This is a genomic window from Mucilaginibacter sp. cycad4 (genome assembly GCF_034263275.1).
In the GTDB taxonomy this organism is placed as follows: Bacteria; Bacteroidota; Bacteroidia; order Sphingobacteriales; family Sphingobacteriaceae; genus Mucilaginibacter.
On the sequence record NZ_CP139559.1, the window covers coordinates 6,942,417 to 6,954,771 of the forward strand.

Annotated in this window: 12 protein-coding genes; all 12 read left to right on the forward strand. The window is 41.9% G+C overall.

Annotated elements, in window-relative coordinates; all coding sequences use genetic code 11:
* Positions 1 to 143 precede the first annotated feature (143 nt).
* The 12 genes from SNE26_RS28650 to rplV all read left to right on the forward strand — a co-directional run bounded on the left by SNE26_RS28650 (position 144) and on the right by rplV (position 12,353).
* Positions 144 to 2,153 (forward strand): hypothetical protein, encoded by a 2,010-nt coding sequence (locus SNE26_RS28650; protein WP_321557243.1) that lies wholly within the window; start codon positions 144 to 146, stop codon positions 2,151 to 2,153.
* Positions 2,154 to 2,679: 526 nt separating this feature from the next.
* Complete coding sequence (locus tag SNE26_RS28655; protein ID WP_321557244.1) at positions 2,680 to 4,131, forward strand: glycosyltransferase family 39 protein; 1,452 nt, start codon at positions 2,680 to 2,682, stop codon at positions 4,129 to 4,131.
* Positions 4,132 to 4,535: 404 nt separating this feature from the next.
* Positions 4,536 to 6,248 (forward strand): hypothetical protein, encoded by a 1,713-nt coding sequence (locus tag SNE26_RS28660; protein WP_321557245.1) that lies wholly within the window; start codon positions 4,536 to 4,538, stop codon positions 6,246 to 6,248.
* Between the two features lie 121 nt (positions 6,249 to 6,369).
* Positions 6,370 to 7,836, forward strand: coding sequence for a hypothetical protein (locus tag SNE26_RS28665; RefSeq protein WP_321557246.1), 1,467 nt, complete (start codon positions 6,370 to 6,372; stop codon positions 7,834 to 7,836).
* Positions 7,837 to 7,997: 161 nt separating this feature from the next.
* Positions 7,998 to 8,228, forward strand: coding sequence for a hypothetical protein (locus SNE26_RS28670; RefSeq protein ID WP_321557247.1), 231 nt, complete (start codon positions 7,998 to 8,000; stop codon positions 8,226 to 8,228).
* An 84-nt stretch (positions 8,229 to 8,312) separates the two neighbouring features.
* Positions 8,313 to 8,879 carry a hypothetical protein gene (locus SNE26_RS28675; protein ID WP_321557248.1) on the forward strand — a complete coding sequence of 189 codons (567 nt, stop codon included), beginning with the start codon at positions 8,313 to 8,315 and terminating at the stop codon, positions 8,877 to 8,879.
* A gap of 392 nt (positions 8,880 to 9,271) precedes the next feature.
* The gene (gene rplC / locus SNE26_RS28680) at positions 9,272 to 9,889 is read left to right on the forward strand and encodes a 50S ribosomal protein L3 (RefSeq protein WP_121233538.1); all 618 of its coding nucleotides are present in this window, start codon (positions 9,272 to 9,274) and stop codon (positions 9,887 to 9,889) included.
* 1 nt (position 9,890) lies between these two features.
* Positions 9,891 to 10,523: a 50S ribosomal protein L4 gene (rplD, locus tag SNE26_RS28685; RefSeq protein ID WP_321557249.1), complete on the forward strand. Its 633-nt coding sequence runs from the start codon at positions 9,891 to 9,893 to the stop codon at positions 10,521 to 10,523.
* A 2-nt stretch (positions 10,524 to 10,525) separates the two neighbouring features.
* On the forward strand, positions 10,526 to 10,816 hold the full coding sequence (rplW, locus tag SNE26_RS28690; protein ID WP_090529282.1) for a 50S ribosomal protein L23: 291 nt from the start codon (positions 10,526 to 10,528) through the stop codon (positions 10,814 to 10,816).
* 8 nt (positions 10,817 to 10,824) lie between these two features.
* Positions 10,825 to 11,652 carry a 50S ribosomal protein L2 gene (gene rplB, locus SNE26_RS28695; protein WP_321557250.1) on the forward strand — a complete coding sequence of 276 codons (828 nt, stop codon included), beginning with the start codon at positions 10,825 to 10,827 and terminating at the stop codon, positions 11,650 to 11,652.
* Positions 11,652 to 11,918 (forward strand): 30S ribosomal protein S19, encoded by a 267-nt coding sequence (rpsS, locus tag SNE26_RS28700; RefSeq protein WP_022832979.1) that lies wholly within the window; start codon positions 11,652 to 11,654, stop codon positions 11,916 to 11,918. The genes rplB and rpsS overlap by 1 nt, the downstream gene beginning before the upstream one ends.
* 6 nt (positions 11,919 to 11,924) lie before the next feature.
* Complete coding sequence (rplV, locus tag SNE26_RS28705) at positions 11,925 to 12,353, forward strand: 50S ribosomal protein L22 (RefSeq protein ID WP_321557251.1); 429 nt, start codon at positions 11,925 to 11,927, stop codon at positions 12,351 to 12,353.
* Positions 12,354 to 12,355 lie beyond the last annotated feature (2 nt).

Consider the following 12,355-nt stretch of genomic DNA (forward strand, 5'->3'; position numbering starts at 1 on the left):
ATAAGCATATAAATGGTTTTAAATTAAAGATTTACTAATATTTTTAGTATTTTTGAATTGTGTGATTTGTATAGGGAAATCATAACATAATATATAAGTCAAAATTTCAATTATATTTGATGAATCCTTATCTGCAAAATACTATGTTAGTTGATATTAAAGGAAAGATAAACGAAAAGAAATTAGCGTACAATAATACTTTGCTGCCCTTATTTGAAGCGATAGTAAATTCTATACATGCGATAGAGGAAGACAGCGCCACCAAACCTGGTATAATCAAGATAAAGCTTATTCGTTCGAAACAAGTTGTAGCCAACTTAGGAGAAAATAACTCGCTTCCGCCATTTAGAGATTTTATTATTCAGGATAATGGGATAGGTTTTACAGAAAGAAATTATGAATCATTTAATTTCGCTCATTCCACATATAAAGAAAAACGCGGTGGTAAGGGTATTGGTCGGTTCGTTTGGTTGCGTGCTTTTCAAAAAGCCGAAATTGAAAGTATGTTCTTGGAAAACGAACAGTGGTTTCATCGCAAATTTAATTTTGAACCGACTAAGAACGGCATCGAGAAACCAGTATGTGATCTATTAGTTGATCAATCTCCCCAAAGGACCACTACGGTAAAGCTTATCGGTTTAAGGGAGAATTATCAAAAATGGTGCAATACTAATATCGAAGATATCGCTTACAAGATCATAGAACACTGTTTTATTTACTTCCTGAGACCGGACTGCCCACGTATTATTATATCAGATGAGCAAACCGAAATTGTTGTGAATGATCGTTTTTCCTTGTTTACAAGAGGGCAGGTGTCAGAAAAGACTTTTAAAGTTCGGGATGAATCATTCACCATCGATTTGGTTAAAATTTATAATGCACGTATCGATAACAAAATTCACTATTGCGCCAATACAAGGGAAGTTCAAAATGAGAAAATGAGTGGAGAAATTCCAGAACTCGATACATTAATCACAGATGAAAATGGAGACAGATTTTCTATCGCTGTTTATGTAATGGGAGATTATCTTGACAGATACGTGAACGAAGAACGTACCCAGATTAACTTCATGAAGAAAACAGACTCCGATATTCCCTATCCAAATGAGGTAACCCAGGAGGAAATCAGAGATGCAGCATGTGAACTGGTTAGGTCTGAACTTACCCCATATTTGGAACAGTTATCAGAAGTAAGGCTCGAAAAAGTCGTGAATACAATTCATCGCCACCCACAATATAAGCAGCTATTAAAATATAAGAGAGATTCATTGCGTCGTATTAAGTCTAATCTAACCGAAGATGAAATGGAGGTGGAGCTGTTCAAAATCCAGCAGGAACTCGATTATGAAACAAAAAACGATGCTAAAGAGATTCTTAAATTTATAGACAATTCTGATGATAAGGAAGAATTTCAGAAACAGCATTCGGAGATATACGATAAGATCATAGAGGTTGGCAATTCCAAACTATCGCAATATATTATTCATCGCAAACTCGTATTGGATTTATTAGATAAACATATTAAGCCAAAGAAAGACGGCGCTTTTGCAAAAGAAGATGCCGTTCACCGTTTGATATTCCCCTTAAAGACACTTTCTGATGATATAGGTTTCGAAGATCATAATTTATGGGTAATTGATGAACGGTTAGCATACCACAAATATTTAGCATCCGATAAGAAATTCAAGGATATCAAACTGCTCAACTCCGCATCGGCTGACCGGCCCGATATTATAGTATTCAATAAACCATTTGCGTTCACCAATGACGAAAAGCCGTATTCCTCGGTGGTTTTGATTGAATTTAAAAGACCCATGCGGGACGATTATTCCGAAAATGAGAACCCCATCAATCAGATCAATAGATATGCGGGTGAAATTGCAGAAAACGAGGCGAAAGATAAGGACAACCGTACGCTGGATATCAAATCGAACACACCTATCTACGCCTATATTGTCTGCGACCTTACTAAAAACTTGCGAAAATTCGCCCGTGATGCGGGTTACAAACCACTGCCTGATAATGACGGTTTTTTTGCGTTCAATGACAATTATAACCTGTACATAGAAATTATCAGCTTCGATAAATTAATAAAAGATTCAAAACAGCGCAACAAAATTCTTTTTGATAAGCTGAACTTACCTACCAATTAGACATCGGAATAATGAAAAAAGATAGTCCGGCAGATTTAATGCTCAGATTTATCAGGGATAGGTAGTATCTAAGTTTATTCAAAAATTATGTAGCCTACTCGGAAAAACGCTTGCGGCAGCAATAGGCTTTGTCATCCCTTCCCGCAATAACGCCTTTTTGTTTTTAAATGTAGAGACGCATCACATGCGTCTCCAGCATGCAATTTCCGACGGAATTAGAAGCCTTTAAATTGGCTTGTCCGCTGGGGGACGCATGTGATGCGTCTCTACAAAAAAAAATGCCATTCGTTTTTAAACAGATTCTAAGATAAGAATAGCAGCACAGTTAAGCTGAAAGCTTAACTCATTTTAGGACGAAGTTACGCTATCGCTAAACCTCGACCGGTGGAGAGCCCTGGTCTACAGCAATGTATCAAACTTCAAAACAATATAACCCAGGCAACCCGCCACTGTTTTTACCCGTACTAATCAACAATTGCGGGCAGGGATTCATCCGCCTGCCCGGCAATAAATTTACCAAACCGATATGCACACCAACCAAACAAATAAGCTTTGGTACCTTCTTGTTTTATTTACCCTTTGGCAGCTGGCTATTACACTGCTTAGTGATGGCTTTGTGTTATCGTTTGATGAATCTATCTGGCATTATATCGGTCGCAATTGGTTCAGGAATGGGCTTGTGCCGTACGCCGGCGGGGCCGACAACAAATCGCCGTTTGTATTTGCCATTTTTGGGGTATCTGATCTGCTGTTTGGTGTAAATTACTGGTTCGCGCGGGTGGTGGCAACCTTATGTCAAACCGCGGGCATTTACTACCTGTTCAGGATTGCCCAAAAAACAGCCGGTGAAAAGGCCGCGGTACCGGCAGCCTTTTGTTACGGTATGGCTTTGCTATGGCATGCCACGGGGAGCAAATACGTGGCCTTTACCGAAACGTACGAGACCATGTTTTTGCTGATGGCCATTAACCGGTATTTGCAAGGGCTGAAAAATACTGATCTTTTACTGAGCGGCATCTTAGCAGGTTTAGCGTTGGATTTCCGGCTGTCGGCAGCTTTTGTGGCCCTCGCTATAATGGTTCATATGCTTAGTCAAAAAAAATTTTTAAACGTCCTGTGGTTTGCCATTGGGGTAGTTTCAGGCGTACTGCTGTTAGTGGCTGTTTGTATGCTATCGGGAATAAGCCTTCGCGAACTGACCTTGAACATGCTGACTGATAATTTTAGCCGGGGCAGCGCAACTGATCATACCATTGCTTACAAGCTGCAAAGTTTGCTCAACCGGTTTGTTTTGTCGCCTTTGGCGCTGTTATATCCGCTGGCTATAGCGGGACTTTTTGCAAGGAAGCAATTGGGTTTGATCATCTTATGGTTATTGGCTGTTTTCGTAGTTATTAATTTTATCGGTATTTATGATGTGGTACACCTGAAGGAAATTTTGCCTCCTTTGGCTGTTTTGAATGGTTGCGCCATTGCCTGGCTGCTTGAAAGATACCAACTGCCGCTTAAGCCTGTGCTTTTAATAATTTGTGTACTGTTATTTCCGGGGATGTCTGAAGTGCTGGACAACGCAGAAATCTTACTGGGCAAAGCTCCGGCAAAATTAACCTATGGAAAGGCCCCGTACATAAACCCCACCGAAGGTGATAGGAAGCTATTAGGAAAATGGGTGAGGGATAATACCCAGCCGCATAACCTGGTACTTGTACACAGCTTTGGCACACAGGTACAGGCTTATTCTGAACGGATATCGCCCAGCACCTATTTTAATATTACACAAACGCCGGTTGCCAAAGCCCGCTTTATGCACGATCTGGAGCGGAACAAGCCTGCAATGATCCTTATCCCAATGTTCCCCGAGTATTACAACCTGGTAGATGCCGACCTAAGGTTATTTGTAAGCCGGATGGTAAGCCGGGATTATTACCTGGAGAGGTGTATGTACAACTATAAGATTTATCGTGTGCGTAAAATGTAAGTTATTGGTTTTGATGTAATTGTTCTTATCAAATGCACCGGAGGCGGCAGTTTATCGTATTTCCACGTTAGGGATTGCGGCAGAAAACCCACAGTGCGGGTTGGTGTTTGTGTATGGGCAGGGCGAGGATTTGCATCAGCCAGCTGGCGGACCGGGCCGCAGGCAACGCCATGATCTGTTTTTTTTTGATGACTGAATACCTGGTCAGGATCTGAACACCATAATAAAACTGCTCCGCCTTTTCTGCTCAGCTTACGTTTACCAGCCTTCAACTTAAACAATATTCTATCCAGCCAATTCAATTCCCCATCCAAATCCGCTTACAATACCTTATATTAGTATAGGTTTTCATAACCAGCCAATTATATTCGCGGTTTCCTGTTTGTTATTTAAAAAGACCGAAGATGAAAAAGGTATCGCTGTTATTTGTATTCCCCGTGGTATTGTTCGCTACATATTTGTTCGCGTTCCAGGGCAAACGTTCGGCATTGCCGGGCAAACAGAAAATTTCAACCCCGGTAATGTGCGGTTCGGGTGCGGTTACCGATGTGGATACGGCGGGGAACGGCAAATTTATACAGCGTTTACCCGGCTGGGGGCATTACAGCTACGCCATTGCTGCCCGTAATGACAGCGCCCGGTTTTATTTTAACCAGGGCTTAACTATGTATTACAGCTACCATATGAAGGAGGCATTTGCATCGTTTAAAGAAGCATCGCGCTTTGACCCCTCGGCAGCCATGACTTACTGGGGGCAGGCCCTGAGTTTGGGCCCTTACTACAATGCCGGCGCACCGTATGCTGCCCCCGCCGGTTTGCCTGCTGTTTTGAAACAAATGAATGCCGTTGCCGGCAAGGCCCCCGAAAAGGAAAAAGCGCTGATAGCAGCGATGAACCTTCGTTACCCGCAGGGAGGCACCAACGCAAGCAACAACGAAGCTTACGCACAGGATATGAAGAAACTGATGCTGGCCTACCCAACCGATGCCGACCTTAAAATGTTGTACATTGATGCGGTGATGCTCATCCACCCCTGGGATTTTTGGGCGCCCGACGGTACCGACAAACCCTGGACTGCCGAACTGGTTACATTATGTAAAGGTGTTTTAAATACCAGCCCGGAACATCCGGCGGCGCTGCATTATTATATCCACTTAACCGAAGCTTCGCGCAACCCCGGCGCCGCACTGGCTAATGCGGGGGCTTTAAAAAAACTGTTCCCCGGTATCGGGCATATGGTGCATATGTCAAGCCACGTGTACCAGCGTAACGGTTTGTATTTTCAGGGTGTTGACGCCAATGAAAAGGCGGCCAGGTGCATTACGGTATACGCCAATATGGAGAAAAATTTAAGGCTCACAAAAATCAACTCGCACTTTTACGCTGTCGAAACGCTTTGTGCTTTTAACGGGGCCATGTATGAAAGGGGGATGGAAGCGGCGTTGCGCTGCCGTAATGCTGTAAAACCTTCGGCGGGCGATACTTATTCGCAATACCTGTACATGATGCCTGTATTTACCATGATGCGCCTTGGCAAATGGCACGAGCTGCTGAAAGACAGCGTTGGGCCCAACCCGCAATGGACTTACGCCCGGGTGCTGCACCATTTTGCCCGCGGAATGGCATTCCTGTACACCGGCGGGCAGGATTCGGCCGTGGCCCAGCTTGCCTTGTTGCGCACCCAATTGGATAATCCGGCCTTAAAACAGCGGCGCATCCCTTTTAATGCTGCTTTGGAAGGCGCCACCATTGCCGAAAATATTTTGGATGGGGCTATATTATTAGGACGTAATAAATACGATGAAGGTATGGCCTGCCTTAAAAAAGCGGTACTGACAGAAGATAACATGATTTACTCCGAACCCGCCGAATGGCCTATCCCGGCCCGGCAGTTCCTGGGCGCTTACCTGCTCAAAAGCGACTATAACCCGCAAGCCGAACAGGTTTACCGCGAAGACCTGGAACGTAACCCGGGCAACGGCTGGTCAATGCTGGGGATGTACCAAAGTTTAAAAGCACAAAACCATACCGAAAAACTGGTTTATTACAAGGCGGGCTTTACGCGCTCGTTTTCGCATGCTGATGAGGCGCCCACAAGCTCGGTGATTATGAATTAGTGTTAATGTTCCGGGGCATCACGGTTCAGATGCCGATTTTTGTTGGTTAGCTTTCGGGAAAACAATCCAATACTTTTGTAGTTTTAGGCTCAAATCTAAAAAGCCTTAACTTCAAATATAAGTGAACAGATACCTAACTCAAAGATTTGTTTTATGCGCCCTTTGTATAGTTGCCGTGACATTAGCGGCGATTCAATTTTTAAATGACCGGGGCGTATGGCTTGATGAAGCTGTATTAACCCTTAATTTAATACACCGTAATGCTGCGGATCTGTTCCGGCCTCTTGATTATAATGGAGTTGCGCCTGTGTTGTTCCTGCTTATTCAAAAAGCATTTATATCGTTGGCGCCCAAATCAGATTATGCCCTTAAGGTATTTCCCCTTATCTGCTATTTGGCGTTCCTGCCCTTGTTTGCCCGGATACTAACCAGGCTTTTCAAAAGCATTTACAGCATTATTTTGGGATTGAGCCTGGTTGTTTTTAATCAAACTATAATTTATTACTCAAGCGAGGCCAAGCAGTATATTGTCGATCTCCTGGTGATTACCATATTCTATTATCTGTTGATCGAAGAAAAAGCACTAAAGGGGTTTTATTATAAGCTTTTGGTACTGGGCTTAATCAGCATATATCTTTCCAGCATCACACCAATTATCCTGCTTACAGTTGATATATACCTGTTTTATAAATCGAGATCGGAAAATAGGCCCCTGGGCAGGCATTTTGTAATCACCAATTTATGTTGGGGTGTTTTCTTTGCTTTATATTATTTTGTGTTTATCTACAGCCATCCAACACAACATAAAATGGTTGGGTACTGGTCAAATGCGGGTGCTTTTATGCCTTTTGATTCGTCGTTTGGGGGGTGGATAGCAGGTCGCTTTCACGGAATTTTTTATTTTCTTTTTTATTTCGGGCAACTTATCGGGAGCTGTGTTATGGTATTGTTCGGCTTAGGTATTATACTGCTGATAAGGTACAGAAGATACGATCTCATGATATTAACATTGCTGCCGGTTTGTATTCATCTCATTTTATCCGGGCTTAAATTATATCCATTCGAAACCCGTTTATATTTGTACTTAACCCCCGGGCTGGTCATTACATGCGTGTTTAGCTATGAGTTTTTAGTCACTAAGCTATCTCATCTGAGATTTGGAACGGTTATCGGTTTTATCTTTTTACTGCTGCCTGCACTAACTGCCAGGGTGGTATTGATACACCAACCGCCTTACACACAGCATGATGATGTTAAAAGAGGGATTGAAACGATCAATAAAAAATTTGAAAAAGGCGATGCCCTTTATACCGGCAACTTAACAGGGTTACCGGTAAAATATTATAAAGACTTAGGTATTATAAATGGACGGCTCGATGTAGTTTACAAGGATAGCCTTATAAATACGCATCCTCCCTATGCCATTAAGCGTTTGTGGGTACTTACATATTCCGTTGAAGATCAACCGCGGGAGCTATCGGAACTGTTGAAAAACAGGCAATTAATCAAAAAAGACAGTTTTGAAACCCGGGGCGGTGTACGCTTTAGTTTGTTTGCGCAAGGCAATGCACTTGTTCAAAAAAAATAGTGTCCATAATATGGAACCGAATTACTGTACAATCGCGAGTAAAACACACTTTTGCCGGCGCTGTATGCCCGCGCCGGATGGGGGCTTTCATGATTAGGCCCGCATTAGGGGCGTTATACCGTTGCTGTTTAATTGTTATTATAAATGTTTAAATTTGTTATATGACAACGTTAACAATCGAAATACCCGAAAAAGCAGGGAAAACGCTGGCCGACCTGGTTGAGCAGTTAGGAGGGAAGGTTATTTCTGTAAAGAAAGACAAAGAGACAAAAGGCGGGAAGAAGAAAAAACAGGTATTAGATGATCTGGAAGAGTCTGTAAAGTTTGTCAGGTTGCATCAGCAGGGTAAGGTTGAAGCAAAAACGATAGAAGAATTACTTAATGAGCTTTAAGATTCTGCTAACTCCGGCGTTTGTCCGTGAACTTAAGTAGTTATGAATTATTTTACTACCCCACTATTCCTTGAACTCAAACTTATGGGAGGTACACTAAATCTCGCTAAAGAATCTTTTGATTTATGCGAATATTTAGAAAATCCTCCGACAGAATCTGAACAGGAATATATTGAAAATTCAAAATACTTTACCACAATAAAAGATGCTTTGTGGTGCAACTGTTGTATAGATCTTGCCAAACTTTACGACCATAACCCTAAGAACGATATTGTCAGGAAAAATGGAAGTTACGCTAAGATCTTCAATTTTTTGTCTATGTTAAATGCATTAAAAAATGGAAAGTATCCGATTGAAATAGACTCAATTGTTATCGAATCATGGATTGAGAAAATTAATGACAATAATAACTCGATCAATTTATTGAAAGAATTTAGAGATAAAGCGTATGCTCACACAGAAATACATGTTTTTCCGGAAATAAATTTTCATGAGCTCTTTAGAAATATAAAGCTATTGTTTGAACTGGCCTTTAATGTTTTTAATTTCTTATGGTGTGAAGTTTTAGGAAGAAAAATCTCGGATCTTGGCTTTACTGTTTTTAATCCAAGTGATTTCGATTTGATAAGAAAGCTCTCAGAGTGCCAATAGGTTTTGAATTGCCCATAATTATAAGATCCCATTTGATCTTTGATTTAGCCTATGTATCTAAATAAAGTGTAATACACTACGCTAATCGCTCCCCCAATCCCCCAATCTTTAAAAATTTCCCCAACCCATCTCCAATTTTACGCCGTCAACCTGGTGATGCAGTAACATGTCTTTCAAAATGGCGCCGAAAAGTCAAAAAATCGAACCGGCTAATGCTTAGCCAAATACCTTTCAAACATATGTTAAAACGCGGATGCAAAAATTATAAAAAAATAACTTACTAACTATTTGATAATTAATACAAAGTTTCTATCTTTGCCGTCCCTTTCGGGGGAGAAATATGCCTTGAACGAAGCCCTACTGCTTCGATGGGCACAAAAACAATTAAAAAAATGTCAGGAATTATTGGTAAAAAAGTAGGAATGACCAGCATTTTCGACGAAACAGGGAAAAACATTCCCTGCACAGTAATCGAAGCTGGCCCTTGCGTGGTAACACAAGTTAAGTCTGTGGATACAGACGGATATGCTGCTGTACAGCTGGCATATGGCGACAAAAAGGAAAAAAACACTTCTGCCCCTTTAAAAGGACACTTCCAGAAAGCCGGTAGCGCTCCAAAGCGTAAACTGGTTGAATTCAAAACTTTCGAAGATCAAAAAACATTAGGCGACACCGTTACTGTCGACATTTTTGCTGCGGGAGATTTTGTTGACGTGGTAGGTACCTCAAAAGGTAAGGGTTTTCAGGGTGTGGTAAAACGTCATGGTTTTGGTGGTGTGGGTATGCAAACCCACGGTCAGCATAACCGTTTACGTGCGCCGGGTTCTTTGGGTGCGTCATCATGGCCTTCGCGTGTATTTAAAGGTATGCGCATGGCAGGTCAAACCGGAAACGCCCGTGTTAAAGTACAAAACCTTGAAGTAGTTAAGGTTTTCGCGGAGCAGAATCTGTTAGTAGTTAAAGGTTCCATCCCCGGAGCTAAGGGTTCATTCGTAATAGTGGATAAATAAGATGGAAGTTAACGTATTAAACGTATCAGGTAAAGAAACAGGTGCCAAGGTGCAGCTTCCTGAGTCGGTTTTCGGTATTGAGCCAAATGATCACGCTATCTATCTTGATGTTAAGCAATATCTTGCTAACCAGCGTCAGGGTACACACAAATCAAAACAGCGTAATGAAATTGCAGGTTCAACCCGCAAATTATATAAACAAAAAGGTACAGGCGGTGCCCGTGCCGGTGGTATTAAATCACCATTATTTAACGGTGGTGGCCGTGTATTCGGTCCGCAACCACGCGATTATAGCTTCAAATTAAACAAAAAGCTTAAATCACTGGCCCGTAACTCCGCTTTATCATACAAAGCAAAAGATAACAACATTTTAGTATTAGAAGATTTTAGCTTCGATAGCATCAAAACTAAAAACTACATTAAAATGGAGGCCGATCTGAATGTTACCAACGAAAAAACTTTATTGGTAATTGCAGCTGCCGAAAATAACAATGTGTATTTATCAAGCAGGAACCTGAAGAAAAGCAAAGTAATTTCAGTTGAGCAGCTTAACACTTATGATGTGTTAAACGCAGGCAAGCTGTTGTTAACTACAGGTGCTGTTAAAACTTTGGAGGAAGCATTAGCTAAGTAATTATGGAAATTTTAAAACAACCCCTACTTACTGAAAAAGTTACTCAGTTAACTGACAAGCTTAACCGTTATGCTTTCAAAGTTGATCACAGGGCTAACAAAATTCAGATCAAGAGTGCCATTGAGGCAATGTACGGTGTGAACGTTACGGCGGTAAACACCATGAAATACGTCGGCAAACTTAAAACTCGCAATACTAAGGCAGGCGCCGTTCAGGGCCGTTCAGCTACTTACAAAAAAGCGATCATTACGTTGAAGGACGGAGAAGTAATTGATTTTTACAGCAATATATAATTATAGAAATGGCAGTAAAGAGATTTAAACCGGTTACCCCGGGCACCCGCTTCAGAGTTGATGTATCTAACTCAGATATCACAACAAACGTTCCTGAAAAATCGTTGGTTGTAGCAGCTAACACCAGATCGGGCGGTCGTAACAACAGCGGTAAAATGACTATGCGCTACCTGGGTGGTGGCCATAAACAAGCATACAGATTAATTGATTTCAAACGTAATAAATTTGACATCCCTGCAAAAGTTGCAACTATCGAGTACGATCCTAACCGTTCGGCACGTATAGCCCTGCTACACTTTGCTGATGGTGAAAAAAGATACATGATTGCTCCGGAAGGCTTAACCGTTGGTACAATAGTAACAGCAGGCGAAACAGCAGCTCCCGAAGTAGGTAACACCTTACCATTAAAGAATATCCCTCTTGGTTCGATCATTCACAACATTGAGTTAAACCCTGGCCAGGGTGGTGTAATTGCCCGCAGCGCCGGTACTTATGCTCAATTATCAGCACGTGATGGCAAATATGCCATCATCAAATTGCCTTCAGGCGAAACCCGCATGATCCTGTCAACTTGCTTGGCAACTATCGGTACGGTTTCAAATGGCGAAAGAGCAAATGCTGTGTTAGGTAAAGCCGGCCGCAAACGCTGGTTAGGCCGCAGGCCAAGGGTACGTGGTGTAGCTATGAACCCGGTAGATCACCCTATGGGTGGTGGTGAAGGCCGTGCCTCAGGTGGTCATCCACGTTCACGTAAAGGTTTATTGGCTAAAGGCTACAAAACCCGTGACAAGAAGAAAACATCGGATCGTTACATCATTGAAAGAAGGAAGAAATAATGGCTCGTTCAATAAAAAAAGGACCTTACATCGATCATAACTTAGACAAAAAAGTTATGGTGCTGAATGATGCAAATAAAAAATCAGTTGTAAAAACATGGTCACGTCGTTCCATGATCTCTCCTGATTTCGTTGGTCATACATTCGCAGTACACAACGGTAACAAGTTTATCCCTGTGTACGTAACAGAAAACATGGTTGGACACAAGCTGGGAGAGTTTGCACCAACCCGTACATTCCGCGGACACGCAGAAAAGAAAAAATAACAGGCAATGGAAGCAACAACAAAAATTAAAAAGTCTGTACTGATCAGGCAACAAAAAGAAGCTGCGAAAGCTCTTGTAGGCGGCGCTTCTGTTGCTAAGTTACAGGACTGCCCAACTTCACCACGCAAAATGCGTTTGGTGGTTGACTTGATCCGCGGTGAAAACGTAGAGAAAGCGTTATACATATTAAAATTTACTAACAAAGAAGCTGCTATTCGTGTAGAGAAACTTTTGTTATCAGCCATCAAAAACTGGGAAGCAAAAAACGAAGGCAAACGTGTTGAAGACAGCGCTTTATATGTTAAAGAAGTATCTGTAGGCGGTGGCCGTCAGTTAAAGAGGTTACGCCCTGCTCCGCAAGGAAGGGGATACCGTATCCGCAAACGCTCAAACCACGTAACACTTGTTGTGGATAGTAAAAACGATAACAATTAATT

Bases quoted from the DNA above. Each gene is read 5' to 3' on its own strand.
- SNE26_RS28655 (WP_321557244.1), top strand. From the start codon at position 2,680: ATGCACACCAACCAAACAAATAAGCTTTGGTACCTTCTTGTTTTATTT.
- SNE26_RS28660 (WP_321557245.1), top strand. From the start codon at position 4,536: ATGAAAAAGGTATCGCTGTTATTTGTATTCCCCGTGGTATTGTTCGCT.
- rplC (WP_121233538.1), top strand. From the start codon at position 9,272: ATGTCAGGAATTATTGGTAAAAAAGTAGGAATGACCAGCATTTTCGAC.
- rpsS (WP_022832979.1), top strand. From the start codon at position 11,652: ATGGCTCGTTCAATAAAAAAAGGACCTTACATCGATCATAACTTAGAC.
- SNE26_RS28675 (WP_321557248.1), top strand. From the start codon at position 8,313: ATGGGAGGTACACTAAATCTCGCTAAAGAATCTTTTGATTTATGCGAA.
- rplV (WP_321557251.1), top strand. From the start codon at position 11,925: ATGGAAGCAACAACAAAAATTAAAAAGTCTGTACTGATCAGGCAACAA.
- rplB (WP_321557250.1), top strand. From the start codon at position 10,825: ATGGCAGTAAAGAGATTTAAACCGGTTACCCCGGGCACCCGCTTCAGA.
- SNE26_RS28650 (WP_321557243.1), top strand. From the start codon at position 144: ATGTTAGTTGATATTAAAGGAAAGATAAACGAAAAGAAATTAGCGTAC.
- rplW (WP_090529282.1), top strand. From the start codon at position 10,526: ATGGAAATTTTAAAACAACCCCTACTTACTGAAAAAGTTACTCAGTTA.
- rplD (WP_321557249.1), top strand. From the start codon at position 9,891: ATGGAAGTTAACGTATTAAACGTATCAGGTAAAGAAACAGGTGCCAAG.
- SNE26_RS28670 (WP_321557247.1), top strand. From the start codon at position 7,998: ATGACAACGTTAACAATCGAAATACCCGAAAAAGCAGGGAAAACGCTG.